Source organism: Acidovorax sp. SRI_002, from assembly GCF_057586455.1.
Genome location: NZ_JBYCZW010000001.1, coordinates 818,019 through 842,784, shown reverse-complemented (window position 1 = coordinate 842,784; position 24,766 = coordinate 818,019). Strand labels below are relative to the sequence as shown.

Annotated in this window: 23 protein-coding genes and 2 tRNA genes; 18 read left to right on the top strand and 7 right to left on the bottom strand. The window is 62.5% G+C overall.

The window, feature by feature from the left end; all coding sequences use genetic code 11:
- The first annotated feature begins 80 nt into the window (after positions 1-80).
- The 9 genes from infC (at position 81) to AC2YJX_RS03755 (ending at position 6,687) form a co-directional block, all read left to right on the top strand.
- Complete coding sequence (gene infC, locus AC2YJX_RS03795) at positions 81-689, top strand: translation initiation factor IF-3 (protein WP_082437675.1); 609 nt, start codon at positions 81-83, stop codon at positions 687-689.
- A 182-nt stretch (positions 690-871) separates the two neighbouring features.
- On the top strand, positions 872-1,075 hold the full coding sequence (gene rpmI, locus AC2YJX_RS03790; protein ID WP_055402683.1) for a 50S ribosomal protein L35: 204 nt from the start codon (positions 872-874) through the stop codon (positions 1,073-1,075).
- 24 nt (positions 1,076-1,099) lie between these two features.
- On the top strand, positions 1,100-1,459 hold the full coding sequence (gene rplT / locus AC2YJX_RS03785; RefSeq protein WP_121420463.1) for a 50S ribosomal protein L20: 360 nt from the start codon (positions 1,100-1,102) through the stop codon (positions 1,457-1,459).
- A gap of 111 nt (positions 1,460-1,570) precedes the next feature.
- Positions 1,571-2,623, top strand: a complete 1,053-nt coding sequence (pheS, locus tag AC2YJX_RS03780; protein ID WP_228897934.1) for a phenylalanine--tRNA ligase subunit alpha — start codon at positions 1,571-1,573, stop codon at positions 2,621-2,623.
- Between the two features lie 125 nt (positions 2,624-2,748).
- Entirely contained in the window at positions 2,749-5,196 is a 2,448-nt protein-coding gene (gene pheT / locus AC2YJX_RS03775; protein ID WP_121506059.1) for a phenylalanine--tRNA ligase subunit beta, read from the top strand.
- Between the two features lie 25 nt (positions 5,197-5,221).
- A complete protein-coding gene (locus AC2YJX_RS03770) occupies positions 5,222-5,548 on the top strand; it encodes an integration host factor subunit alpha (protein WP_035198379.1) in 327 nt (108 codons plus the stop codon).
- Between the two features lie 97 nt (positions 5,549-5,645).
- Entirely contained in the window at positions 5,646-6,086 is a 441-nt protein-coding gene (locus tag AC2YJX_RS03765) for a MerR family transcriptional regulator (protein WP_055402676.1), read from the top strand.
- 30 nt (positions 6,087-6,116) lie between these two features.
- Positions 6,117-6,193: transfer RNA gene (locus AC2YJX_RS03760), tRNA-Pro, on the top strand.
- Positions 6,194-6,387: 194 nt separating this feature from the next.
- On the top strand, positions 6,388-6,687 hold the full coding sequence (locus AC2YJX_RS03755) for a single-stranded DNA-binding protein (RefSeq protein WP_055402674.1): 300 nt from the start codon (positions 6,388-6,390) through the stop codon (positions 6,685-6,687).
- Positions 6,688-6,785: 98 nt separating this feature from the next.
- Here AC2YJX_RS03755 and AC2YJX_RS03750 read toward each other — a convergent pair whose 3' ends face one another.
- Complete coding sequence (locus AC2YJX_RS03750; RefSeq protein WP_082437674.1) at positions 6,786-6,989, bottom strand: hypothetical protein; 204 nt, start codon at positions 6,987-6,989, stop codon at positions 6,786-6,788.
- A gap of 644 nt (positions 6,990-7,633) precedes the next feature.
- Here AC2YJX_RS03750 and nirB point away from each other — a divergent pair.
- Genes nirB through AC2YJX_RS03735 form a run of 3 tightly spaced genes read left to right on the top strand, consistent with a single transcriptional unit; the run spans position 7,634 to position 11,922 of the window.
- Entirely contained in the window at positions 7,634-10,177 is a 2,544-nt protein-coding gene (nirB, locus tag AC2YJX_RS03745; RefSeq protein ID WP_487255305.1) for a nitrite reductase large subunit NirB, read from the top strand.
- A 12-nt stretch (positions 10,178-10,189) separates the two neighbouring features.
- The gene (gene nirD, locus AC2YJX_RS03740; protein WP_228897937.1) at positions 10,190-10,555 is read left to right on the top strand and encodes a nitrite reductase small subunit NirD; all 366 of its coding nucleotides are present in this window, start codon (positions 10,190-10,192) and stop codon (positions 10,553-10,555) included.
- A 59-nt stretch (positions 10,556-10,614) separates the two neighbouring features.
- Positions 10,615-11,922 carry a nitrate- and nitrite sensing domain-containing protein gene (locus AC2YJX_RS03735; RefSeq protein WP_487255304.1) on the top strand — a complete coding sequence of 436 codons (1,308 nt, stop codon included), beginning with the start codon at positions 10,615-10,617 and terminating at the stop codon, positions 11,920-11,922.
- A gap of 159 nt (positions 11,923-12,081) precedes the next feature.
- Here AC2YJX_RS03735 and AC2YJX_RS03730 read toward each other — a convergent pair.
- From AC2YJX_RS03730 to AC2YJX_RS03705, 6 genes are all read right to left on the bottom strand, one after another.
- Positions 12,082-12,157, bottom strand: a tRNA-Thr gene (locus AC2YJX_RS03730).
- Positions 12,158-12,168: 11 nt separating this feature from the next.
- On the bottom strand, positions 12,169-13,176 hold the full coding sequence (locus tag AC2YJX_RS03725) for a class 1 fructose-bisphosphatase (RefSeq protein ID WP_055402642.1): 1,008 nt from the start codon (positions 13,174-13,176) through the stop codon (positions 12,169-12,171).
- 23 nt (positions 13,177-13,199) lie between these two features.
- On the bottom strand, positions 13,200-15,956 hold the full coding sequence (pepN, locus tag AC2YJX_RS03720; protein WP_487255303.1) for an aminopeptidase N: 2,757 nt from the start codon (positions 15,954-15,956) through the stop codon (positions 13,200-13,202).
- A complete protein-coding gene (locus AC2YJX_RS03715; protein WP_487255419.1) occupies positions 15,940-16,614 on the bottom strand; it encodes an HAD family hydrolase in 675 nt (224 codons plus the stop codon). The genes pepN and AC2YJX_RS03715 overlap by 17 nt, the downstream gene beginning before the upstream one ends.
- Positions 16,615-16,623: 9 nt before the next feature.
- A protein-coding gene (gene prfB / locus AC2YJX_RS03710; RefSeq protein ID WP_121420455.1) for a peptide chain release factor 2 occupies positions 16,624-17,728 on the bottom strand; the annotation gives its coding sequence in 2 pieces (ribosomal slippage) (positions 16,624-17,646 and positions 17,648-17,728; 1,104 coding nt in all).
- Positions 17,729-17,929: 201 nt separating this feature from the next.
- Complete coding sequence (locus tag AC2YJX_RS03705) at positions 17,930-18,838, bottom strand: alpha/beta fold hydrolase (protein ID WP_487255302.1); 909 nt, start codon at positions 18,836-18,838, stop codon at positions 17,930-17,932.
- 319 nt (positions 18,839-19,157) lie between these two features.
- Here AC2YJX_RS03705 and AC2YJX_RS03700 point away from each other — a divergent pair, with 319 nt between their 5' ends.
- The 6 genes from AC2YJX_RS03700 to AC2YJX_RS03675 all read left to right on the top strand — a co-directional run bounded on the left by AC2YJX_RS03700 (position 19,158) and on the right by AC2YJX_RS03675 (position 24,699).
- Complete coding sequence (locus tag AC2YJX_RS03700; protein WP_487255301.1) at positions 19,158-20,162, top strand: AraC family transcriptional regulator; 1,005 nt, start codon at positions 19,158-19,160, stop codon at positions 20,160-20,162.
- 189 nt (positions 20,163-20,351) lie between these two features.
- Positions 20,352-21,632: an anthranilate 1,2-dioxygenase large subunit AndAc gene (gene andAc, locus AC2YJX_RS03695; protein WP_487255300.1), complete on the top strand. Its 1,281-nt coding sequence runs from the start codon at positions 20,352-20,354 to the stop codon at positions 21,630-21,632.
- A gap of 12 nt (positions 21,633-21,644) precedes the next feature.
- Positions 21,645-22,130 (top strand): anthranilate 1,2-dioxygenase small subunit AndAd, encoded by a 486-nt coding sequence (andAd, locus tag AC2YJX_RS03690; protein WP_055402627.1) that lies wholly within the window; start codon positions 21,645-21,647, stop codon positions 22,128-22,130.
- 8 nt (positions 22,131-22,138) lie between these two features.
- The gene (andAb, locus tag AC2YJX_RS03685) at positions 22,139-22,486 is read left to right on the top strand and encodes an anthranilate 1,2-dioxygenase ferredoxin subunit AndAb (RefSeq protein ID WP_487255299.1); all 348 of its coding nucleotides are present in this window, start codon (positions 22,139-22,141) and stop codon (positions 22,484-22,486) included.
- Between the two features lie 44 nt (positions 22,487-22,530).
- Entirely contained in the window at positions 22,531-23,742 is a 1,212-nt protein-coding gene (locus tag AC2YJX_RS03680) for an ABC transporter substrate-binding protein (RefSeq protein ID WP_487255298.1), read from the top strand.
- Positions 23,743-23,778: 36 nt separating this feature from the next.
- Positions 23,779-24,699, top strand: coding sequence for a branched-chain amino acid ABC transporter permease (locus AC2YJX_RS03675; protein WP_487255297.1), 921 nt, complete (start codon positions 23,779-23,781; stop codon positions 24,697-24,699).
- Positions 24,700-24,766: the final 67 nt, after the last annotated feature.

Genomic DNA, 24,766 nt, shown 5'->3' with positions numbered 1-24,766 from the left:
TTTTTAGTGAAAACATGCTTCGGCGCCTGCCATGTGTACGGTTGTAGCTACAAAGTTTGTAGTATTTTGATTGAAGGAAGATAGCCATCGCTACTGAATTTCGTGATCGTCGCCACCGTGAAGAGCGCAAGCACCGCCTGAACCGTGAAATCATGGCTCCGGAGGTCCGTCTTTCGGGTCCTGATAACGAGCCTTTGGGGGTTGTCAGTCTGATGGAAGCCCTGCGCATGGCGGGCGAGTTGGATGTGGATCTGGTGGAAATCGCCGCTACGGCGAACCCTCCAGTGTGCCGCCTCATGGACTACGGCAAGTTCAAGTACCAAGAGCAAAAGCGTGCGGCGGAAGCCAAAGCCAAGCAAACGGTCATTGAGATCAAGGAAGTCAAGTTCCGTCCGGGCACGGACGATGGCGACTACAACATCAAGATGCGCAACATCCGCCGTTTTCTGGCGGATGGCGACAAATGCAAGATCACGCTGCGATTCCGGGGGCGCGAAATCACGCACCAGGAACTGGGCTTGGCTTTGCTGAACCGGATTCGTGACGAGTTGGCAGACAGCATCATCATCGAGCAGTTTCCCAAGCTGGAAGGCCGCCAGATGATCATGATGATTGCCCCGGGCAAGAAAAAGCCTGCTGGCGCCAAGCCAGCAGCAGAGGTTGCTCCGGCAACGGGCACCGCAGCCTGAAGTTGTGCGGGTTGGTATGAGATTTTGAATGCTGCTCCTTTACCGGAGCAGGGTTCAAAAAGGCAGTGTTTCGGCACTGCTGAGCGAAGGGTGCGAACCCTTCGATAAAAGTGGCTCGGGGCCAACAAGTTTGCAGATCGGTTTGCAAACGCCTCACGAGCACAAACAAAAGGAGCATTCACATGCCCAAAATGAAGACCAAGAGCAGCGCGAAAAAACGTTTCCGCGTTCGTCCCGGTGGCACCGTCAAGCGCGGTCAAGCCTTCAAACGTCACATCTTGACCAAGAAGACCACCAAGAACAAGCGCCACCTGCGTGGTGCAGTTGCTGTGCATGAGACCAACATGGGCTCGATCGCACAAATGCTGCCCAGTGCTGGCCTTTAATAACGACGAACAAGGAGTACATACATGCCTCGCGTCAAACGTGGTGTAACGGCCCGTGCCCGTCACAAGAAAGTTCTCGCCCTTGCCAAGGGCTTCCGTGGTCGCCGCGGTAATGTCTACCGTATCGCCAAACAGGCGGTAATGAAGGCTGGGCAATATGCCTACCGTGACCGCCGCACCAAGAAGCGCGTGTTCCGCCAGTTGTGGATCGCCCGTATCAACGCCGCTGCCCGTGAACTGGGCCTGACCTACAGCCAGTTCGCCAACGGCCTGAAGAAGGCATCCATCGAGATCGACCGCAAGATGCTGGCCGACCTCGCCGTGCACGACAAGGCTGCCTTTGGCAGCATCGTGAACCAAGTCAAGGCCAAGCTGGCTGCTTGAGATCACGATGAGCGGCTATCGTTCTGATAGCTGCTTGCGCAATAACAGCAAGGGCTAGAGCTTGAAAAGGCGCTAGCCCTTGTTTATTTTTCACGAGCGATAAAGAGTCGTATGAACGAGTTGGATTCCCTGGTCGAGAGCGCGACGCAACTGTTTGCCCAAAGCGCCACCCCCGCTGATCTGGAAAACGCCAAGGCGCAGTTTCTGGGCAAGTCGGGCCGCGTGACCGAGCTGATGAAGGGCATGGCGCAGCTGTCCGTCGAGGAAAAAAAATCCCGTGGCGCAGCCATCAATGTGGCCAAGCAAGCCATTGAAGCCGCACTGACCGCACGGCGCCAGGCGCTGGCCGACGCAGAATTGCAGCTTCAGCTCAAGGCCGAGGCATTGGATGTGAGCCTGCCAGGCCGCCAGCGCGGGCAGGGTGGTCTTCACCCGGTGTCCCTCACGCTTGAACGCATCCAGGGCATCTTTGGCTCCATGGGTTTTGACGTCGCCGAAGGCCCCGAGATCGAAACCGACTGGTTCAACTTCACCGCATTGAATACGCCGGAAGACCACCCTGCGCGGTCCATGCATGACACGTTTTATGTCGAGGGCGGCACTGCCACTGCCCCCAACCTGCTGCGCACGCACACCAGCCCCATGCAGATCCGCCACGCGGTGCAGCATGTCAAAAAGCACCGTGCCGCGCTGGATGCCGGCCAGGCGATGCCCGAGATCCGCGTCATTGCGCCGGGCCGCACCTACCGGGTGGACAGTGACGCCACGCACTCGCCCATGTTCCACCAGTGCGAAGGCCTGTGGGTTGGCGAAAACGTGAGTTTCAAGGATCTGAAGGTCATCTTCACGGATTTTTGCCGCACGTTCTTCGAGAGTGACGACCTCGTGCTGCGCTTCCGTCCCAGCTTCTTCCCCTTCACGGAGCCCAGCGCCGAGATCGACATCCAGTTCCAGACGGGCCCATTGGCCGGCCGTTGGCTGGAGGTGGCTGGCTCGGGCCAGGTGCACCCCAACGTGGTGCGCAACATGGGCCTCGACCCCGAAAAGTACATCGGCTTTGCCTTTGGCATGGGACCGGACCGCCTGACCATGTTGCGCTATGGCGTGAACGACCTGCGCCTGTTCTTCGACGGCGACATTCGTTTCCTGTCGCAGTTCCAATAAAGCAAAAAAGTGAGCTGCTAGCGCTTGATTTCAATGGGTTTCATCGCCTTTTGACATTGAAATAAAGAACAGACAAGCGCAAGCAGCTATTTTTTTCAGAGCAAACGCCAAAGAATCTCTTCACTATGCAATTCCCTGAGTCCTGGTTGCGCGAATTTTGCAACCCACCGCTGACCACCCAAGAACTGGCCGACACGCTGACCATGGCGGGTCTGGAAGTTGAAGAATTGCGGCCCGTGGCGCCGCCTTTCACGAAAATTGTGGTCGGCGAAATCAAGGAAGCCGTTCAGCACCCGGACGCCGACCGCTTGCGCGTGTGCCAAGTGGACGTGGGGCAGGGGGCCTTGCTGAATATCGTGTGTGGTGCTCCCAACGCCCGTGTGGGCATCAAGGTGCCTTGTGCGCTGGTGGGGGCCGAACTGCCGCCGGGTGATGACGGCAAGCCGTTCCTCATCAAGGTGGGCAAGCTGCGCGGTGTGGAAAGCCAGGGCATGTTGTGCTCGGCGCGCGAACTCAAGCTGTCCGAGGACCATGGCGGTTTGCTCGAACTCGATGCTTCTGCGCCGGTGGGCCAGGACATCCGTGAACACTTGAACTTGGATGACACGCTGTTCACCCTCAAGCTCACGCCCAACCTGGCGCATTGCCTCAGCGTCTATGGGATTGCGCGCGAAGTGTCCGCACTGACCGGGGTGCCGCTGCAGCAACCCTCGTTCCCCGCCGTTGCTACCAAGCTTGCCGACCGGTTGCCGGTCAAGGTGAGCGCTCCTGACCTGTGCGGCCGCTTTTCCGGCCGCATCGTGCGCAACGTGAACACGCGGGCTGCCACGCCCCAATGGATGCTGGATCGCCTGGCCCGTTGCGGCCAGCGTGGTGTGTCGCCGTTGGTGGATATCTCCAACTATGTGATGTTTGAGCTGGGGCGCCCATCTCACATTTTTGATCTGGACAAGATCCACGGCGGCCTGGATGTGCGCTGGGGCAAGCCCGGTGAACAGCTCAAGCTGCTCAACGGCAACACCATCACCGTGGACGACAAGGTGGGTGTGATCGCCGACGACAGCCAAGTCGAGTCGCTGGCGGGCATCATGGGCGGCGACGCCACGGCAGTGTCCGACGATACCCAGCACATTTACATCGAGGCCGCCTTCTGGTGGCCCAAGGCGGTGGCAGGGCGCTCGCGCCGCTTCAACTTCTCGACCGACGCAGGCCATCGCTTTGAGCGGGGTGTGGACCCGAGCCTGACAGTGGAGCACATCGAGCGCATCACACAGCTTGTGATTGATATCTGCGGTACGCCTGACACGGTATGTGGCCCCATGGATGATCAGGCGGTGAATCTGCCGGTACCCCGGCCGGTCGCACTGCGTGTCGCACGTGCGGCCAAGGTCATCGGTATGCCCCTCACCCAGGCGCAATGCGCTGATGCATTGCAGCGTCTGGGGCTGCCCGTGGTGCAGGGCGAGGGTACGCTCACCGTCACGCCACCGTCGTTCCGGTTCGACGTCACGATCGAGGAAGACCTGATCGAAGAAGTGGCGCGCATGGTGGGTTACAACAACCTCCCCACCACCCCACCGCTGGCGCCCATTACGCCCAAGTTGCCGGCCGAGGCCACGCGCAGCCCGTTTGCGGTGCGCCGTTCATTGGCAGGCCTGGGGTACCAGGAGACGATCAACTTCAGTTTTGTGGAAGAGCGTTGGGAGCACGAACTGGCCGCCAACACACAACCCATCAAGCTGCTGAACCCCATTGCAAGCCAGATGAGCGTGATGCGCTCTACCTTGTTGGGTTCTCTGCTACAAGTTTTGAAGTTCAACCTGGACCGCAAAGCACAGCGTGTGCGGGTGTTCGAACTGGGCCGCGTGTTCCTGCGCGACGCGAGTGTGCGCAACACGGACACCACCGTGGAGGGCTTTCATCAGCCTATGCGAGTGTCAGGCCTGGCGTATGGCCCGAACGACACCTTGCAATGGGGCCGCAAAGAGCAGGCTATCGATTTCTTTGACGTGAAGGGCGATGTGGAGGCGCTCCTGGCGCCTGTGGAGGCCATGTTTGAACCTGCGACCCATCCTGCCATGCACCCCGGCCGGTGTGCGCGCGTGCTGGTGAATGGGCGTGCCATAGGTTTTGTGGGCGAGTTGCACCCTCAGTGGCGCCAGTCGTGGGATTTGCCACAGGCGCCTGTGATGTTCGAGCTGGAGCTCGATGCCGTGCTGCAACGCGTAGTGCCCCAGTTCAAGCCAGTGGCCAAGCATCAGGCTGTTGAGCGTGATCTGGCCGTAGTGGTGGCCGAGCGCGTGACGCACGCCGACATCATGGGTGCGGTGGAGCAGGCCGTTCCCGATGGCATGCTGCGGTCTGCCGTGCTGTTTGACGTGTACCGGCCCAAGGCACTGCGTGCCGGTGAAGAGACCCCCGCAGGTGGCCTGGCTCCCGGCGAGAAGAGCCTGGCTGTGCGTCTCACTCTGGGGCGTGACGAGGCCACGCTCACAGAGGCCGAGATCGAGGCGGCGGTGCAAGCCGTGGTCGCACAGCTGGCGCAGCGTGCGGGCGCACGGCTGCGGATGTGACGATGTCCAAAGGGAGTGATAAATCATGATCGAATTCGCAGTCGAAAGCCTGGAGACCCCAGCGCTGACCAAGGCGCAGCTGGCCGATCTGCTGTTCGACCAAATCGGCCTGAACAAGCGCGAGTCCAAGGACATGATCGATGCGTTCTTTGACCTGATCTCCCAGAGCCTTGTGGAGGGCAAGGATGTCAAGTTGTCGGGCTTCGGCAACTTTCAGATTCGGACCAAGGCTCCACGACCTGGTCGTAATCCGCGCACGGGCGAGGCCATTCCGATCAAAGCACGCCGGGTCGTGACGTTTCATGCCAGCAGCAAGCTCAAGGAGCAGATCCAGACGGCCGCTGCCTCGTGAATTTGTGCGCTTTTTGTGACCAGAATGTTGCCGATGGCTGGCGGTCTGTGCGCGTCTGCAGTACGCTAGTCGGCTGTTCGGTTTGAATCCACAACCCATGGGCACCCCGCTTCCTTCCATCCCTGCCAAGCGCTACTTCACGATTGGTGAGGTCGCGGAGTTGTGTGGCGTCAAGCCCCATGTTTTGCGCTATTGGGAGCAGGAGTTCACGCAGTTGCGTCCCATGAAGCGGCGCGGCAATCGGCGCTATTACCAGCACCATGAGGTGTTGATGATCCGCCGCATCCGCGATCTGCTGTACGACCAGGGGTTCACGATCAGTGGTGCACGCAATCGTCTGCAGGAGCTTGCGCATCCGGCCCGCGATGATTCCGGAACCGACGCTGCATTGAATGGTGATGGCCTGGATTCCCAGATGCCCAGCATGCTGGTGGATAGCGCGCGTGACCTTTCCATCGAGGCGATGGGGTTCACCCTGGACTCCAATGCGGTGCGCAAAGAATTATTTGAGATTCGTGCGCTGCTTTCTCTGAACTGAGGTTTTTTGTGCATATAATCTAAGTCTTGTCGGCGTGTAGCGCAGCCTGGTAGCGCACTTGCATGGGGTGCAAGGGGTCGCGAGTTCGAATCCCGCCACGCCGACCATTGATAGCAAAAGCCCAGAACCGAAAGGTTCTGGGCTTTTTTGCTTGAGAGGGCGCTCAGAGGTATCCCTGAATGATTTGTACCATGCCTCCTGACCGCTGCACTCTTAGGGCTTGTTGCGCGGGCTTGCCGCCAGGGAGCGCGCTGTGTGCTGATCGAAAACAGGTGATGGCCCGCCGGGGCGGAGGACTTTCATGATCGATGGACTCGTGGCCGGAAGGCTTTACGGTGATTCCGAGCAGCGTACCGACAAGGCTGGAAAGCCTTTCACTGTGGCCAAGGTGCGTGCAAACACGGCGGATGGCGAGTTGCTTTTTGTGAATGTGATTGCGTTTGAGGCGGGTGTTTGCGCTGCCATTCATCACCTGCGCGATGGGGATTCACTCGCGCTTTCGGGCAGCATCACACCGAGAGTCTGGACGGACAAGCAGGGCAACACCCGGCCTGCATTGGATATGGTGGCGCACCGTCTGCTTGCGCTCCACGGAGATTGAAACAGGACGCTGCTGAGTGGCGGACTTGAAGCGGGGCAACGGTGTATCCCTGTGGGTTTGGGCAACCGGCTTCAGGCGCTTGTGGGGCACCGCAGATATCAAGTCGGGCTTTGTGGCATGGATGTGGTTTTTATAAATCCCAGCGCTTTGAGTTCTTCTTCGTCCAGATGCAGCTCCGTCAATTCCGGTTGCCGTGCCTCCACGGCACGCCTGCGTTCGTAGTTGCTGGGAGGGCCTTTTTCTGTTTGTCGGCGGTCCTGCCCGTTGCGTCTGTCGGTGTTGACTCTCCGGTCGGTGTTCATACTGGTGCTCATGCTGGTGAGGTCATGGGTATTGATGGGGGCTGGGGCTGTCGGTGCTTCATGAACGTGATGCTCGGTGGTTGCCAGTCGCCTCCGTCCTGCCGTGCCAGTCTGCCGGAGCTCGCTTTGTTTGGAAATGAAAAGATGACCGCAAGGCAAGGTGGGTTGCAAGGGTGACACTGCAGATGCTTTGGTGAATCGGAAGATTCCAAAGTGTCCACCGCCCAAGCCTTTGCCAAAGCCTGGCGACTCCAGTCCTTGCAGCTCGCTACCGGTATGGGTGATTGCCCTGATTTGGTGAGGTGCTGCACTGCATTGATGCATTCCGCCACCGGGCGGTACTCCAGAGAACGATCCGGTCAGCCCTACCTGGTCCGCCCACAGGGGCTTGGCATGGCCTCGGATGGTGCGGCATGAATATTGCGATCCCCTTCCGTGTCTGCTGGTGAAGCTGCCTGCGGACTGATCGATACCCTCCGCTAATGATGGCGGAACACCCGAGTGAGTTGCGGCTTTTTTTGCAGTCGCCCGCTTGGTAGTTCCAACCCACGCCCGTGGTTCCGCGGAGGGTGTGCTGTGCCGCTGGCATGGCACATCCTGCACCCCTCGAAACGGTTCCCCGGGTTCTTGCAGGATGAGCAAGCATGAAAATCGTTCTCATTGGCCACGGCATGGTCGGCCACAAGTTCCTCGAAAGTCTGGCCGAAACCGGCATGACTGGTGTCGAGGTCACCGTGCTGTGCGAGGAGCCGCGCCCTGCCTACGACCGGGTGCATCTGTCGGCCTTCTTCAGTGGCACCTCGGCCGATGAACTTTCGCTGGTCGAACCCGGCTTCTTCGAGCGCACCGGCTTCACGTTGCGCCTGGCCGCGCGCGCTGCATCGGTGGACCGTCGCATCCGCACCGTGACCACGGCGGATGGCGAAGTGCTCACCTACGACAAGCTGGTGTTGGCCACCGGCTCCAATCCCTTCGTGCCCCAGGTGTCCGGACGCGACCGCGATCACTGCTTTGTCTACCGCACCATCGAGGACCTGGAGGCCATGCAGGCCTCGGGTGCCAAATCGAAGACCGGCGTGGTCGTGGGCGGGGGGCTGCTGGGCCTGGAATGCGCCAAGGCGCTGCGCGACATGGGCCTCGAAACCCATGTGGTCGAGTTCGCTCCCAGGCTCATGGCTGTTCAGGTGGATGAGGGCGGTGGCCGCGTGCTGCGGGCCAAGATCGAAGAACTGGGCGTGCAGGTGCACACCGGCCGCAATACGCAGGAGATCACCGATGGCGCCCGCGCGCGCCACCGCATGGTGTTTGCCGACGGCACCTGGCTGGAGACCGACATGATCGTGTTCTCCGCTGGCATCCGCCCACGAGACGAACTGGCGCGCCAGAGCCTGCTGGCCATTGGCCCGCGCGGCGGCGTGGCCATTGACAGTGCCTGCCGTACCAGCGACCACGATGTCTACGCCATCGGCGAATGCGCCTCGTGGAACGAGCAGACCTTCGGCCTGGTCGCGCCCGGCTACGACATGGCGCGTGTGGCCGCCCGCCACATCGCGGGTGAGACCGACGCGGCTTTCGTCGGTGCGGACATGAGCACCAAGCTCAAGCTCATGGGCGTGGACGTAGCCAGCATTGGCGACGCGCATGGGAAAACGCCGCACAGCCGCACCTGCCAGTACGTGGACGAGCGTCGCCAGGTCTACAAAAAGATCGTCATCAGCGAGGATGGCAAGCAGCTGCTGGGCGCCGTGCTGATCGGCGATGCCTCCGAATACGGCACGTTGCTGCAGATGGCGCTGAACGGCATCACGCTGCCTGATGACCCCGAGTTCCTGATCTTCCCGTCCAGCGACGGCAAGGCCAAGCCCGGACTGGGTGTAGAGGCGTTGCCTGATACGGCACAGATCTGCTCGTGCAATAACGTCACCAAGGGTGGCATCTGCGAGGCCGTGGGCAATGGGGCGTGCACCATTGCCGAGATGAAGGCCTGCACCAAGGCTGGTGCCACCTGCGGCGGCTGCGTGCCCCTTGTCACCCAGGTCATGAAGGCGGAAATGGCGCGCCGTGGCATGGCCGTGAACAACCACATCTGCGAGCACTTCGCTTACTCGCGCCAGGAGATCTACCACCTGGTGCGTGTGGGCCAGATCAAGAGCTTCGAGGACCTGCTGGCAAAGCATGGCAAGGGCATGGGCTGCGATATCTGCAAGCCCGTGGCGGCCAGTGTGTTCGCCTCGTGCTGGAACGAGTTTGTGCTCAAGAAGGAGCTGGCCGGCCTGCAGGACAGCAACGACTACTTCCTGGGCAACATCCAGAAGGACGGCACCTACTCGGTGGTGCCACGCATGCCCGGTGGCGAAGTCACACCCGACGGCCTGATCGCCGTGGGCCAGGTGGCCAAGAAATATGGGCTGTACACCAAGGTCACGGGCGGTGCGCGCGTGGACATGTTTGGTGCGCGGGTGGAGCAGTTGCCGTTGATTTGGGAAGAACTGATCGCCGCCGGTTTTGAATCCGGCCACGCCTACGGCAAGTCGCTGCGCACCGTGAAGAGCTGTGTGGGCTCCACGTGGTGCCGCTACGGAGTGCAGGACAGCGTGGGCTTGGCCGTGGAACTGGAGAACCGTTACAAGGGCCTGCGTGCCCCGCACAAGATCAAGTTCGGCGTGTCGGGCTGCACGCGCGAATGCGCCGAGGCGCAGGGCAAGGACATTGGCGTCATTGCCACTGAAAAGGGCTGGAATCTCTACATCTGCGGCAACGGTGGCATGAAGCCACGCCACGCCGAGCTGTTTGCCTCCGACCTGACGAAGGAAGAACTGGTGCGCATGATCGACCGCGTGCTGATATTCTACGTGCGCACGGCAGACCGGTTGCAGCGCACAAGCACCTGGCGCGAAAACCTCGAAGGGGGCCTCGACTACCTCAAGGACGTGCTGCAAAAAGACAGCCTGGGCCTGTGCGCCGAGCTTGAATCGCAGATGCAAAACGTGGTGAACACCTACCAGTGCGAGTGGAAGGCGGCCGTGACCGACCCCGAGACGCGCAAGCGCTTCCGCTCGTTTGTGAACAGCGACCAGGCCGATGAGAACGTGCTCTTCGTCGAAGAGCGCGGCCAGATCCGCCCGGCGCGCGCCGATGAGCGTGGCCCCGCGTCGGCCAGAGTGATCCCCATCCGCCAGGCGGCCTGAAAGGAATAGACCATGAGTGCACTCCCCATGAACAGCACCGATTCCCTCGACTGGACCGACATCTGTGCGGTGGATGACATCCTCCCCAACACAGGCGTCTGCGCCCTGGTCGCCGATCTCCACGTGGCGGTTTTCCGCACTGGCAGCGACCAGTTCTTCGCCATTGACAACGTGGATCCCAAGTCAGGTGCCAGTGTGCTGTCGCGCGGGCTGATCGGCAGCCTGAGCGGCCGCGTGGTGGTGGCTTCACCGCTGTACAAGAACCACTTTGACCTGCAGACCGGCGAATGCCTGGAAATGCCGGAGCATTCGGTTCGCACCTACAGCGTGCGTGCCGTACGTGGTCGTGTCAGCGTGGCTGGCGCGCCGGCAGCCTGACACAATCGCATCCACGTCGCGGCACTCCGGCTGCGCCCTAAACAACCCAGGAAACCTGCATGCCCGACCTCGCGGCGCCCTTGTCCGTATCGAACCTTGTCCTGCGTTCCAAGCAACTGGAGATTGATGCTGTGCGCCATCTGGCCAGTCGGGCTGAACTGGTGGATGTGATCGGGCAACTGATCCAGGGCCTGCAGCGCGAGCGGGGCGCGTCAGGGGCCTTCCTGGCCTCCAAGGCAAAGCGTTTTGCCGACATGCGCCTGCGGGTGGTCGAAGAGGTGGGCCCCTTGGAGGCCCGGCTGCGTGAAGTGTTTGCTCAGCACATCGAGCCTGCACAGGGCGCCACTGCCAAGGCGCTGTCGCTGATGGCATGGGCGCTGCTCGGGATGGAGTCGTTGCCAGCGCTGCGCACCCAGATCGAACGCCAGGCAATGAGTGCCAACGATTCTGTCGCCGCTTACAGCCACCTCATTGCAGGGCTGATCGAGTTGGTTTTCCATGTAGCCGATGCGGCGGGTTTGCCCAGCGTGTCTCGCCTGCTGGTGGCGTTGCTGCACCTCGTGCAAGCGGAGGAGGAGGCGGGCCAGGAGCGGGCTTTAGGGGCCTTGCTGTATGCCTCCGGTCGTAGCAACGAGGCGCACCAGCAGCGTGTGATTCACCTCATCGATGCGCAGGAGCGTAGCCTGCGTGTCTTCGCCGAGTTCGCCGAGCCAGAACTGCGCGTGCGATGGGAGCAACAACAGCTATCTCCCGGTGTGGCCAAGTTGGAGCGCTTGCGCCGAACGCTGTGTGTGGCTCGGCCAGACGCTGCGCTGGACGGCGATCTCAGTGACATCTGGTTCGACGTTTGTTCCGAGCGCATCAATGCGCTGTGGCACCTCCAGGTCGATCTCGTCAAACGCTTGCGGGCGGACTGCGAGGCGCGCATCCTCGAAGCTCAGCAAGATCTTCAGGACTCCAAAGGCCTGCTGCGCGGACTGCGCGACAACCCGCCGCAGCGTACGCATGCCGTGGATCGGTTTTTTGGCATGGCACTGGCGCCCACTGTGTTGCCAGCACCTCCGGGTGGCGCCCAAGCGGGGGAACCCGCATCTCTCATGGAACTGCTGCAGACCCAGACGGCCCGCATGGCCAGCATGGAAGCGGAGCTGGATGCTGCGCGCCGCACGCTCAACGAGCGCAAGGTCATAGAGCGCGCAAAAGGAGTGTTGATGGCCCGACTTGGCATGAACGAGGAGGTCGCCTTCAGAGTGTTGCAAAAAACCTCGATGGACCAGAACCGCCGCCTGCTGGAGGTAGCCGAGGCCACGTTGTCGCTGCCGGACTTCGCATTCGCGCAACAGGGGCAGAGGGATCCCAAGCCTTGACCTTGGCTGGGCGCAGGATGGTCGCGAGCCCTGCCTGGTCTTGTCGGTGGCGTTGCTGACCGGTGTCACAACGTTTGCGTCACGATGGAGTGCAACAAGGATTTGCACATCAATCGCATGTAAAAAGCCCCTGACTCTTGCGAATCAGGGGCTTTTATTTGGTGCCGGAGAGATGAATCGAACACCCGACCTTCTCATTACGAATGAGCTGCTCTACCGACTGAGCTACACCGGCTTAGCCTCGAATTATAGCGTGGAATGGTAGCTGGTCACGCGCTCGACCTCATTTTTTGAGCCGAGGATCACGCTGACGCGCTCATGGAGCTGGGTGGGCTGGATGTCGAGGATGCGTTGCTTGCCATTGGTAGCGGCGCCGCCAGCTTGCTCGACGAGCCAGCCCATGGGGTTGGCTTCATACATCAGGCGCAGCTTGCCGGGCTTGTTGGGCTCGCGCTTGTCCCAGGGGTACATGAAGACGCCGCCACGGGTCAGGATGCGGTGCACATCGGCCACCATGCTGGCAATCCAGCGCATGTTGAAGTCCTTGCCGCGCGGGCCGTCCTTGCCCTGCAGGCATTCGTCGATGTAGCGCTTCACGGGTTCGTCCCAGTGGCGCATGTTGCTCATGTTGATGGCGAATTCCTTGGTGTCCTCGGGAATGCGCACGTTTTCTTCGGTCAGCACGAAGGAGCCCTGTTCGCGGTCGAGCGTAAACATGGCCACGCCGTCGCCCACGGTGAGCACCAGCGTGGTCTGCGGGCCGTAGATGCAGTAGCCCGCGGCCACCTGCTGGGTGCCGGGTTGCAGGAAGTCGCCTTCCTCCACGCCACGGTCACCATCGGGTTTCTTTAGCACGCTGAAGATGGTGCCGATGCTCACGTTCACGTCGATATTGCTGGAGCCGTCCAGGGGATCGAACAGCAACAGGTATTCGCCTTGCGGGTAGCGGTTGGGCACCAGGTAGATGCCGTCCATTTCCTCGGACGCCATGGCCGCCAGGTGGCCGCCCCATTCGTTGGCTTCGATCAGCACCTCGTTGGCGATGATGTCGAGCTTTTTCTGGATCTCGCCCTGCACGTTTTCGCTGCTGGCCGTGCCCAGCACGCCGCCCAGCGCGCCTTTGTTCACGGCGTGGCTGATGCTCTTACAGGCGCGTGCCACCACTTCCAGGAGCAGGCGCAGTTGCGAGGGGATGAGTCCGTCCACCCGTTGCTGTTCAACAAGGTAGCGGGTCAGGCTGATGCTTTTTGCCATGTCGGTCTCTTCTCGGTCGTGGTTTATTCGGCGAGTGCGCGGGTCACCACCTCGCGCACGTCGTTGGACAGATCCGGCTTGGCGGCTACGCGGGCAATGGCTTCGCGGGCGGCGCTGCGCCAGGGGTCTGCCAGCTTCTTCCAGCGGTCGAGCGCGCGCGCGAGGCGGGCCGCTACCTGCGGGTTGATGGCGTCCAGCTCGATCACACGGTCGCTCCAGAACACGTAGCCTGCGGCATCCGACCGGTGGAAGGCGCCGGGGTTCGCACTGCAGTAGCTGAAGATCACGCTGCGTGCGCGGTTGGGGTTCTTCAGGCTGAAGTCTGGATGCGCCATGAGCTGGCGCACTGCGGGCAGCACGTTGCCGCCACGGTCGGGCGCACCGGCCTGCAGCGCAAACCACTTGTCGATGACCAGGGGCTCGTCCTTGAACAGCGTATGGAAGCGGGCGAGGGCGGGTGTGGCCAGTTCGCTGCCGCTGGCCACCAGGGCAGTCAGGGCGTTGAAGCGGTCCGTCATGTTGGTGGCCACCTTGAAGCGTTGGTACGCCTTGCCGGGCCAGACCACGTCGCCCGTCTTCTGCGCGGCGATGCACAGCATGTGCAGCGCCAGCCCGCTGAGTGCGCGGCGGCCCGAGGACACAGGATCGGGGCTGTAGCCACCGGTGTCCTGGTTCTGCTCCCAGGCCGCTTCCCAGTCGGCCTGCAGCGACAGGGCCAACTGCTCGCGCATGGCTTCGCGCACGGCATGGATGCGCTGTGGGTCCACCACCGCAAGCTGCTCTGCAATGTAGGTTTCGGATGGCAGCGTGAGCACCAGCTCCTTGAAGGCCGCGTCGAGCGCTGGGTTGCGCAGCACGCTGCGCATGGCATCCACAAATTCCGCAGCAAGAATTTGATGGTCAAATTGGCCGCTAGCGCTTGTCCCCATTGCGCTATCAGCTATTGCATTGATAGCGGTGCGAAGCGCAAGGCGTTGCCCTGCTTCCCAGCGGTTGAAGGCGTCGGCGTCGTGCGCCAGCAGAGTGAGCAACTGCGCATCGGTGTAGTCGATGTCCAGCACCACCGGGGCGCTGAAACCGCGCAGCAGCGACGGCACCGGCTCGGCGTCCAGGTTGGTGAAGGTAAGGGTCTGCGATGCCTCGGTGAGCACCACCACGCGCGAGGTGGTGGGGGCTGCGCCTTCTGCAGCGCCGTCACCCGCGAGGTGCAAGGGCAGGGCGGCACCGGTGGTGGCATCGATCAGGCCCAGCTCGACCGGGATGACGAAAGGCTGCTTCTCGCTTTGGCCGGGCGTAGGGGCACAGCTTTGCGACAGGGTGAGCGCATAGCAGCGCGTGGCCGCGTCGTAGCGGCCCGTGGCGCGCACGCGGGGCGTGCCGGCCTGGCTGTACCAGCGCTTAAATTGGGCCAGATGCTGCGTGAGCGGGCTGCCTGGGTTGGCATCGGCGATTGCCTGCACAAAATCGTCGCAGGTCACGGCCTGGCCGTCGTGCCGTTCAAAGTACAGCTTCATGCCCTTGGCAAAGCCTTCGCGGCCCACCAGGTTGTGCTGCATGCGCACCACCTCGGCACCCTTTTCGTAGATGGTGACGGTGTAAAAGTTGTTGATCTCGACGTAGCTGTCGGGACGAACCGGGTGGGCCATGGGGCCCGCGTCTTCGGGGAACTGCGCCGTGCGCAGCACACGCACATCTTCGATGCGCTTGACGGCACGGGCCGAGGGGCTGCCCGCGAGGTCCATGCTGAATTCCTGGTCGCGGAAGACCGTGAGGCCTTCCTTCAGGCTCAGCTGGAACCAGTCGCGGCAGGTCACGCGGTTGCCCGTCCAGTTGTGGAAGTACTCGTGGCCCACCACGCTTTCGATGTTGGCGAAGTCGGTGTCGGTGGCCGTGGATTCGCTCGCCAGAACGTACTTCGTGTTGAAGATGTTCAGGCCCTTGTTCTCCATCGCGCCCATGTTGAAGTCGCTGGTGGCAACGATCATGAAGCGTTCCAGGTCCAGCGGCAGGCCGAAGCGGGCTTCGTCCCAGGCCACGCTGTACATCAGCGAGTTCATGGCGTGTTCGGTCTTGCCCAGATCGCCGGGGCGCACGTAGACCTGCAGCAGGTGGTCGGCGCCCGAGCGGCTCTTGATCTTCTGCTCGCGCGCCACCAGCTTGCCCGCCACCAGGGCGAACAGGTAGCAGGGCTTCTTGTGCGGGTCCACCCACTTGGCAAAGTGTCGGCCGTCTTCCAGGTCGCCGCTGTCCACCAGGTTGCCGTTGCTCAGCAGCACCGGGTACTGGGCCTTGTCGGCGCGCAGCGTGACGGTGTAGCTGGCCATCACGTCCGGGCGGTCCAGGAAGTAGGTAATGCGGCGAAAGCCCTCGGCCTCGCACTGCGTGAAGAAGGTGCCCTGGCTCACGTACAAGCCCATGAGCTGCGTGTTCTTGGCGGGGCAGCAGGTGGTGAAGATTTCGAGCGCAAAGGGCTCGGCGCCCTCCGGCAGGTTCTCCAGCACCAGGCGCGCGCCTTCCATCTTGAACGAGGTGCCCTGGCCGTTGACCAGCACGCGCGCCAGGTTCAGGTCATCGCCATCGAGCTTGAGCGGCTGCGCAGCCACATCGGGGTTGCGGCGCAGCGTCATGCGGTTGAGCACGCGGGTCTTGTTGGGGTCCAGGTCGAAGGTCAGCTCGACGCTGTCGATCCAGTAGGCGGGGGCCGTGTAGTCCTCGCGGCGGATGGCGGCGGCCGGACCTGCGCCGTCTCCGCTTCCGTCTGCGCTATGCAGTTGCAACATGGATGCTCTCCAGAAAGTCGGTGTTCATGAGTTCGGTGTAGTCGCGCACGGCAGCCAGCACATGGGGCCCGGCCAGTTGTTCGGGCGTGTGGGTGCTGCAGATGGCCACGGCGCGCATGCCGGCGCGGCGTGCGGCCTCAATGCCAAAAGGCGCGTCTTCAAAAACGATGCAGTGCTCGGGGGCTGCCGCAATGCGGCGTGCCGCCTCCAGAAAGATGGCGGGCTGGGGCTTGCCAGGCAGGCCCTCGTCGCCGCGCACGATGGCCTGTGGGGCCGGTTCCAGGCCCAGGTGGCCCAGGGCGAATTCCACATTGCCGATGTCGCCCGCAGTACCCACGGCCACCTTGAGCCCGCTCGCGCGCACCTGGGTTGCGAACTGGCGAAAACCCGCCACTTCGGAAAAGCGGGGGGCGAACAGTTCGCGGTAGATGGTTTCCTTTTCGTGCGTGAGCGCGTCGGCCTCGTCTTGCGACACGGGGCGCCCCAGCAGCTCCACGATGCACTCGGTGCCGTTGCGGCCCGTGGTGCGTGCCATGAGATCGGGCACGTCAATGTCCATGCCACGGCGGCGTGCAAACTCGACCCACGCCTGGGCGTGCCAGGGCATGGAGTCGATCATGGTGCCGTCCATGTCGAAGATGATGGCGTCGGTGCGCATCCGCATCGCTTAGACGCCTTGCTTCAACGAAGCTTCGATGAAGGCGTCCAGGTCGCCATCGAGCACCTTCTGCGTGGCCGAGATTTCGACGTTGGTGCGCAGGTCCTTGATGCGGCTGTTGTCCAGCACGTACGAGCGGATCTGGTGGCCCCAGCCCACATCGGTCTTGGTGTCTTCCAGCTTTTGCTGCTCTTCCTGGCGCTTGCGCATCTCGTGGTCGTACAGGCGCGAACGCAGGCGTTGCCAGGCGATGTCGCGGTTGCCGTGCTGGCTGCGGCCGTCCTGGCACTGCACCACGATCCCCGTGGGAATGTGCGTCAGGCGCACGGCCGAGTCGGTCTTGTTGATGTGCTGGCCGCCCGCGCCCGATGCGCGGTAGGTGTCAGTGCGCACATCGGCCGGGTTGATGTCGATCTGGATCGAGTCATCAATCTCGGGGTAGACGAACAAACTGGCAAAGCTGGTGTGGCGGCCGCCCGACGAGTCGAAGGGGCTCTTGCGCACCAGGCGGTGCACGCCGGTTTCGGTGCGCAGCAGGCCATAGGCGTATTCGCCCTCAACTTTGATCGTGGCGCTCTTGATGCCGGCCACGTCGCCCGGGGTTTCTTCCTCGACCGTGGTCTTGAAGCCCTTGCGTTCGGCGTACTTGAGGTACTGGCGCAGCAGCATGCTCGCCCAGTCGCATGCCTCGGTGCCGCCGGCGCCGGCCTGGATGTCCACAAAGCAGTTGAGCGGGTCGGCCTCGTTGCTGAACATGCGGCGAAACTCCAGCTCTTCGATCAGCGGGCGCAGCTTGGCGGTTTCGGCCTCGATGGTCATGAGGCCCGGCTCGTCGCCTTCCTCCTTGCTCATCTCATACAGCTCGGCGTTGTCGGCCAGCTCGCGCGTGAGCTTGTCGAGCGTGACGACCACACTGGAGAGAGACTTTTGTTCCTTGCCCAGCTCCTGGGCCTTCTTGGGGTCGTTCCAGACCGCAGGGTCTTCCAGCGATGCGTTTACCGTGCGCAGGCGTTCAAATTTGGCATCGAAGTCAAAGATACCTCCGTAACTCTTGCGTGCGCAGAGCCAGGTCGCTGAGGGTGGTGCCGATGAGGTTGATACGTTCTGCGTCCATGATTCTTGTCCTGAGTGTTCGGTGGAATAACCCGCGATTTTCTCATGGGATGGGCCACGGCCCCCTCAATGCCCCCTGGCTGGGCAACTGGACTGACAGAGGGCTTGCCAAACGGAGAATCTGTGGGGACAAAATTTCAAAAATGATAGCTGCTAGCGCTTGTTGGATAAGCGCTAGCGGCCAATTGGGCTCAAATTCTGGCTACGCTTCGTTCAGGAACTGCTCCATGAGCTGCGCCACCTGCTCGGGCTGGTCGTGGTGCAGCATGTGGCCCGCGTCTGCGACGACAGCGGTGCGGCAGTTGCGCACATGGGTCAGGCGCTGGTGGTATTCGTCCAGCGTGTACCGGCCGTTCCACCACTGGCCCAGGCTGTCGCCGCTGGCCTCTATGGCCAGCACGGGAGCGGTAATGCGCTCGTAGATGGCCAGGGCTTCGTCCACGCGATACAGCTGGGCGCTGGTGATCTTGTGCGCAGGGTCGCCCAGGATCTCCCACAGGCCCTGCGCGTTGGGTCGCGCCCAGTGCAGGGCCAGCCATTGCGCCTTGTCTTCCGACAGTCGCGGGTTGGTCTTCATGAGGCGGCGCGCCACGCCATCGGCGCTGTCGTAGGTCTTGAGGTCCTTGTTGCCCTGGTGCAGCTGCTTGATTTCGTCGATCCATTGCGCATAGCGCGTGGGCGCCTGCGCGGGCCGCGTGGCGGGCAAGCCGAAGCCTTCGAGGTTGACCAGCTTGTGCACGCGTTCGGGCCGCACACCGGCGTACATCATGGCCACGTTGCCGCCCATGCTGTGGCCAACGAGGTCGATGGCCTCGCCGGGCGCGTAGTGGTCCAGCAGCAGGTCCAGGTCGGCCAGGTAGTCGGCAAAAAAGTAATGGTCGGCCTGCGCGCTGGACGTGAGCCCGAAGCCGCGCCAGTCGGGCGCGATGATGCGCCGCTCTTGCTGCAGCGCGTCCACCGTGAACTGGTAGGAGGCGCTCACGTCCATCCAGCCGTGCACCAGCACCAGCGTGGGCAGATCGCTCTGCTCAGGGCCCCAGTGGCGGACGTGGTAATCAAGGTGGCGCAATGGCAGCGTGCTGCTGCGGGAGGGCTTGAGGGCTTGGTACATGGAGAGAGGGGCAGGGCGGTCAGTGTGGGGTGGGGCTGCGCAGGTGGTTGCAAAGCACGCATCCGGTGTGGCGGCAATGTTACGTCGGGTGCCAGCCAGCCGTGGGGCGGGGCCTGTCGCCTAGGTGGCTCAAGGTAGTGAGGGCTGCGCAGGCAGCGAAAGCCAGGGAGCGCGATGGGATGTGCCCCTCCAGGCAAAGGGCCTGCAACGGACAAAAGACGGATAAGACCCCTTGGGTATGGAAATTGCTTTTTTGACGCATATCAAGCAGCGCATCGTCGAATGTGCTGCGCCTATTCCCACGAAGAGGTCTTATCCGATGGCGTCCCCGTCTGCCTTGTCTCTGGACCTGTCCGCCCTGCAGCGGCGGCGGGTGTTCACCTCGGACGCGCGGGTGGATTCCCATGATCTGGTGGCCCGCGAGTTTTCGGACCACGGCCTGAAATGGTGCAGTGGTGCGGTGGACACTGCGTTGTCCAAGGTGCGCATCCGCCAGTTGCAGATGTTCATGCTGCAATACGGTGCAGAGGTGGAAATCCGCCCGCGCCCTTTCGATGATTTTGTCCTTGTGCATCTGTCGCTGTCGGGCGTGGCCGAGATGGTGTCGGATGGGGTACCGATCCGCCTGCCTGCGGGGGCCGCTGCGCTCATCGCGCCGCGCCGCGACCTGCACATGCGCTGGCAGCAGGGCGCGCGCCAGCTCATCCTCAAGGTGCCGTGCCAGTTGTTGAGGGCCTGGGCACCCGAATCTCTGCAGAACGACACCCGTTTTGTGCACCCCATCGTTGCGCTGTCCTCGGTGCAGGGGCAGCAGTGGCATTTTCTGATGCAGTCCCTGCTGCACGTGAGCCAGCAGACGGTGGAGAGCGCCGCCCAGGTGCGCTGGGTGGATCACATGGAGAGCAATGTGGCGCTGTTCCTTGCATCGTGTACGCAGGGCATGCCGGTACTTATGCAGCCTACGGTGCCACAGATCGAACTGCCTTCCAGTGCCGCTGCCGCAGGCGACCTGCGCCGCCTGGAGCGGCTGGATGACTACATGCGAAGCCGCCTCAGCGCCCCCGTGGCGCTGGAAGACCTGGCGCGTGCTGCTGGCGTGAGCGTGCGCGGTCTGAACATGCTGTGCCAGCGCCACCATGGCGAGTCCCCCATGGCGCTGTTGCGCAACCGCCGACTGGACGCCGTGCGTGCGCGGCTGCTGGAGCAGCCGGGCCACTGCGTGACAGATACCGCGCTGGAATTTGGCTTTGGCCACTTGGGCCGTTTTTCGAGCTACTACCGCGAGCGCTTCGGCGAGCTGCCGAGCCAGACGGCTGGCGCGTAGTTTCACTGGCCACTCCGACTGCTGCAGTCGCCTGCATGGCGCAGGGGCTGCCGCATGCTCCAGCGCTGCACAACTCCCATCAGATTTGCAAGAACCGGACAGGCGTTGCGCGCACTGTGCCGATACTGGATAGCGCGAGTGTGCTTCGATTTTTAGCATGGAGGTATCCCCATCCAAGAGGTGTTGCCCATGTCTGAAATCCCGGTTGTTGAAGTCGCACCACCCGTCTCGCTGAAGGCCCAGCGCCAGGTGTTTTTCCCGCAGCCTGATGGCTCCAACGTGCCGTACCGGGTGTTCAGCGCGCAAGAGGTCTATGACCGCGAGCAGGAGCGCATCTTCCGTGGCCCCGTGTGGAGCTTTCTGGGCCTGGAGGCAGAGATCCCCAATGTGGGTGACTTCAAATCCACGTTCATTGGCGATACGCCCGTGGTGGTCACCCGCACCCCTGAAGGCCTTTCGTGCTGGGTCAACCGCTGCGCGCACCGTGGCGCCATGGTGTGCCGCGAAAAGCGCGGCAATGCCGCCAGCCACACCTGCGTGTACCACCAGTGGAGCTTTGCGGCCAATGGCGACCTGCAGGGTGTGCCGTTTCGCCGGGGCCAAAAGGGCATGGTGGGCATGCCCAAGGACTTCAAGCCCGAAGAACACAACCTGCACAAGCTGCGCGTGGACAGCTACAAGGGGCTGCTGTTTGCAACCTTCAGCGGCGAAACCCCACCACTGCCTGACTACCTGGGCGCCGAGATGCGCCCATGGATCGACCGCATTTTCCACAAGCCCATCGTCTACCTGGGCTGCACGCGGCAGTACTCCAAGTCGAACTGGAAGCTGTACTTCGAGAACGTCAAAGACCCGTACCACGCCAGCCTGCTGCACCTGTTCCACACCACCTTCAACATCTTCCGCGTGGGGATGAAGGCGCGCTCCATCCCCGATGCGAACCACGGCCTGCACAGCATCATCACCGTGACCAAGCCTGAGGTGGAGACGGATACCGCTGCGGCCTACAGCGCGCAGAACATCCGCTCGATGGACGAAGGCTTTGCGCTCGAAGACCCGACGCTGCTGGGGCAGATCAAGGAGTTCGATGAGATGACCACCAACCACATCCAGCCCATCTTTCCGCAGCTGGTGGTGCAGCAAATCCACAACACGCTGGTGGCGCGCCAGTTGCTGCCCAAGGGGCCCAGCAACTTCGAACTGGTGTTTCACTTTTTTGGCTACGAGGACGACACGCCCGAGATGCGCGAGCTGCGCCTGCTGCAGGCCAACCTGGTGGGGCCTGCGGGCTATATCTCGATGGAAGACACCGAGGCCACCGAGCTGGTGCAGCGGGGCACGGTGCGCGATGGCGACAAGCACTCCTACATCGCCATGGCGCGCGAGGCGCCAGACCAGCAAGACACCGTCATCACCGAAAACCTGATCCGCCGCTTCTGGGTGGGCTACCAGAAGCTGATGGGCTATTGAGGAACCACCGAGATGACAACACAACTACAACGACTGCAACTGTGGACCGAGCTGCTGGAGCTGCAGCACCGCTATGTGAGCGCGCTGGACACCAACCGGCTGGAAGACTGGCCTGGCTTTTTTGTGGAGGACTGCCGCTACGAAATCATCCCCAAGGAGAACTTCGATGCGGGCTTTCCTGCGCCCATCGTGTACTGCCGCAACGCCGGCATGTTGCGCGACCGTGTGCTCTCCCTGCGCCACGCCAACATCTTTGAGGACCATGCCTATCGCCACGCCACGTCGGGCCTGGTCATCACCAGTGTGGAGGACGACGTGGTGCGCACGCAGTCGAGCTACATCGTGGTGATCACCGGCCAGGCCGGGGATTCCACCGTGTACCAGGCGGGCACCTACCTCGACGAGGTGGTGCAACACGAAGGCGAGTGGCGCTACCGCAGCAAGCGGGTGGTGTACGACACCTTGCGCGTACCCACCTTGTTGGCCACCCCCATCTGAGATCCACCATGCAAACAACCACAGACATTGAAACCACCGGGCACACCTGCGCCGCCTGGCACGACGTGGGCGAACCCGATGACTTCCCGGACGGCGCCGTCTGGCCCGTGGTGGTGGGCGGACTGCCCGTGGCGGTGTTCCGCAAAGGAGAGGGCTTGTATGCCCTGTACGACCTGTGCACCCACGGTGCCGCCAAGTTGTCCGATGGCTACGTGGAAGACGGCTGTGTGGAATGCCCCTTGCATCAGGGCACCTTTGACATCCGCACGGGCGCTCCCTGCAAGGCACCGGTCACCGAAGCGGTGCGCACGTTCCCGGTGCGCGTGGTGGCGGGGCGGGTCGAGGTGGGCGTGTAGTGCACACCGATTTTCTTTTGAACGTTGTTAGACAAGGACTGAAGATGGCTCTCACATTTCGCTCATCCTCTCGCGTGCACGTTGTGGCACGCCTGACGGCTCTGGTGGCCCTGGGGGCCTGCAGCTGCGTATCTGCGATTGCGCAGTCCGGCCCCATCAAGGTCGGCATGGCGCTTGATATCTCGGGCCCATTTGCAGGCCCTGGTGCCGAGGCGCGTGACGGCTTTGCCCTGGCGATCAAGCAGCTCGGGGGCAAGCTGGGCGGCCAACCGGTCGAGTTTGTGCAAACCGACATGGCCGGCAGCCCCGACCAGGCCAAGCAGCTGGTGGACCGCTTTGTGCAGCGCGAGAAGATCGACCTTTTCACCGGCCCCATCGCGTCGAACGTGGCGCTGGCGGTGGCGCCTTCGCTGTTCGCGGCCAAGGTGCCTTACCTCTCGAACAACGCCGGTCCCAGCCAGCTCGCAGGCGCCCAGTGCAACGCGTATTTCTTCGGCACGGCCTACCAGAATGACCAGTTCCACGAGGCAGCTGGGCAGTTTGCTGCCGATCAGAAATTTGGCCGCATGGTGGTGATGGCGCCCAACTACCCGGCGGGCAAGGACGGCATCACCGGCTTCAAGCGCAAGTACAAGGGCCAGGTGGCCGACGAGATCTACACCAAGGTCGGGCAGATCGACTACGCCACCGAGCTTGCCCAGCTGCGCGCGGCCAAGCCTGATGCGGTGTATTTCTTTTTGCCCGGTGCCATGGGCATCAACTTCATCAAGCAGTTTGTGGGCGCAGGCCTGTCCAAGGACATCACGCTGGTCACCAGCGGTTTTTCGGCCGACGAAGACATCATCGGTGCAGTGGGCGAACCGATGTTGGGCCTGTTCAACACCACACACTGGGCGCATGACATGGACAACGCGCCCAACAAGGCATTTGTGTCGGCTTTCCGCAAGGAGTACGGCGGCCGCTATCCGTCCATCTACGCAGCCCAGGCTTATGACGTGATTGCCTCCATGGACGCCGCTGTGAAGGCCGTGGGCGGCAAGGTGAGCGACAAGGAGGCTCTTATCAAGGCCTTTGCCAAGGCGCAGTTTCCCTCGGTGCGTGGCACGTTCCGATACGCCAACAACCACTTCCCGGTGCAGAACTTCTACCTGCGCACCATCGGCAAGAACGCTGAAGGCCGTGTGACCAACAAGACCATCAAGACGGTGCTGGAGAACTACGGCGATGCCTATGCCAGCCAGTGCCCGTTGAAGTGATCGTTGGCAGCCCACTTGAACAGGCCCTTGCGCACCATGAATCCGATACTTGTCTTCGAGCAGTTGTTCAACGGCGCGGGCTATGGGCTCATGCTGTTCCTCATCGCTGCGGGCCTCACGCTGGTCTTCGGCATCATGGACGTGATGAACCTGTCGCATGGCTCGCTGTTCATGGTGGGGGCCTATGTGGCGGCCACCGTGCATGTGCAAAGCGGCTCGCTGGCAGGCGCCGTGCTGGTGGCCATAGCGGCCACGATGCTGGTGGCGGTGCTGCTGGAGGTGACGCTGATGCGCCGCCTGTATGGGCGTGACCACCTGGCCCAGGTGCTGGCCACGTTCGGTGTGATTTTGGTGGCCGACGATGCCGTAAAGATGGTGTGGGGCCCGTCCCCCATCATGGCCCCCACGCCCGCAGCCCTGGCGGGGCCGGTGGAGCTGTTTGCCGGGCTGCCTTACCCCTCGTACCGCCTGGTGGTGCTGGGCGCAGGGGTGTTGGTGGCAGGACTTTTGTACCTGCTGGTCAACCACAGCCGCGTGGGCATGCTGGTGCGGGCGGGGGCATCCGACCGGTGGATGGCCGAGCTGATGGGCGTGCGCGTCAAGCGCGTGTTCAGTGGCATCTTTCTGCTGGGTGCTGCGCTGGCCGCACTGGCTGGTGCGCTGATGGGACCCATCATGGCCGTGCAGGTGGGCATGGGTGAGTCCATTTTGATTCCTGCGCTGGTGGTCATTGTCATCGGCGGCATTGGCTCGGTGCGGGGCGCCTTTGTGGCCGCGCTGCTGGTGGGCCTGGTGGACACCATTGGCCGCGCCTTCCTACCGCTGCTGCTGCGCGCTACCTTGCCGCCCGCCGTGGCTGCCGACCTGGGGCCGCTGTGCGCCGAAGTGGCCATGTACGCGCTGATGGCCGCAGTGCTGTCTTTTCGCCCTGCGGGGCTGTTTTCTGCCAAGGGCTGAAATGAAACACCCCCTGAGTCGCTTCGCGCCTTCACCCCTCTCTCGACTCGCTGCGCGAGTCGGGAGG

Excerpts from the sequence above, each read along its gene's own strand:
- rpmI (WP_055402683.1), top strand. The coding sequence starts at position 872 with ATGCCCAAAATGAAGACCAAGAGCAGCGCGAAAAAACGTTTCCGCGTT.
- rplT (WP_121420463.1), top strand. The coding sequence starts at position 1,100 with ATGCCTCGCGTCAAACGTGGTGTAACGGCCCGTGCCCGTCACAAGAAA.
- pheS (WP_228897934.1), top strand. The coding sequence starts at position 1,571 with ATGAACGAGTTGGATTCCCTGGTCGAGAGCGCGACGCAACTGTTTGCC.
- pheT (WP_121506059.1), top strand. The coding sequence starts at position 2,749 with ATGCAATTCCCTGAGTCCTGGTTGCGCGAATTTTGCAACCCACCGCTG.
- AC2YJX_RS03770 (WP_035198379.1), top strand. The coding sequence starts at position 5,222 with ATGATCGAATTCGCAGTCGAAAGCCTGGAGACCCCAGCGCTGACCAAG.
- AC2YJX_RS03765 (WP_055402676.1), top strand. The coding sequence starts at position 5,646 with ATGGGCACCCCGCTTCCTTCCATCCCTGCCAAGCGCTACTTCACGATT.
- AC2YJX_RS03755 (WP_055402674.1), top strand. The coding sequence starts at position 6,388 with ATGATCGATGGACTCGTGGCCGGAAGGCTTTACGGTGATTCCGAGCAG.
- AC2YJX_RS03750 (WP_082437674.1), bottom strand. The coding sequence starts at position 6,989 with ATGAACACCGACCGGAGAGTCAACACCGACAGACGCAACGGGCAGGAC.
- nirB (WP_487255305.1), top strand. The coding sequence starts at position 7,634 with ATGAAAATCGTTCTCATTGGCCACGGCATGGTCGGCCACAAGTTCCTC.
- nirD (WP_228897937.1), top strand. The coding sequence starts at position 10,190 with ATGAGTGCACTCCCCATGAACAGCACCGATTCCCTCGACTGGACCGAC.
- AC2YJX_RS03735 (WP_487255304.1), top strand. The coding sequence starts at position 10,615 with ATGCCCGACCTCGCGGCGCCCTTGTCCGTATCGAACCTTGTCCTGCGT.
- AC2YJX_RS03725 (WP_055402642.1), bottom strand. The coding sequence starts at position 13,176 with ATGGCAAAAAGCATCAGCCTGACCCGCTACCTTGTTGAACAGCAACGG.
- pepN (WP_487255303.1), bottom strand. The coding sequence starts at position 15,956 with ATGTTGCAACTGCATAGCGCAGACGGAAGCGGAGACGGCGCAGGTCCG.
- AC2YJX_RS03715 (WP_487255419.1), bottom strand. The coding sequence starts at position 16,614 with ATGCGCACCGACGCCATCATCTTCGACATGGACGGCACCATGATCGAC.
- AC2YJX_RS03705 (WP_487255302.1), bottom strand. The coding sequence starts at position 18,838 with ATGTACCAAGCCCTCAAGCCCTCCCGCAGCAGCACGCTGCCATTGCGC.
- AC2YJX_RS03700 (WP_487255301.1), top strand. The coding sequence starts at position 19,158 with ATGGCGTCCCCGTCTGCCTTGTCTCTGGACCTGTCCGCCCTGCAGCGG.
- andAc (WP_487255300.1), top strand. The coding sequence starts at position 20,352 with ATGTCTGAAATCCCGGTTGTTGAAGTCGCACCACCCGTCTCGCTGAAG.
- andAd (WP_055402627.1), top strand. The coding sequence starts at position 21,645 with ATGACAACACAACTACAACGACTGCAACTGTGGACCGAGCTGCTGGAG.
- andAb (WP_487255299.1), top strand. The coding sequence starts at position 22,139 with ATGCAAACAACCACAGACATTGAAACCACCGGGCACACCTGCGCCGCC.
- AC2YJX_RS03680 (WP_487255298.1), top strand. The coding sequence starts at position 22,531 with ATGGCTCTCACATTTCGCTCATCCTCTCGCGTGCACGTTGTGGCACGC.
- AC2YJX_RS03675 (WP_487255297.1), top strand. The coding sequence starts at position 23,779 with ATGAATCCGATACTTGTCTTCGAGCAGTTGTTCAACGGCGCGGGCTAT.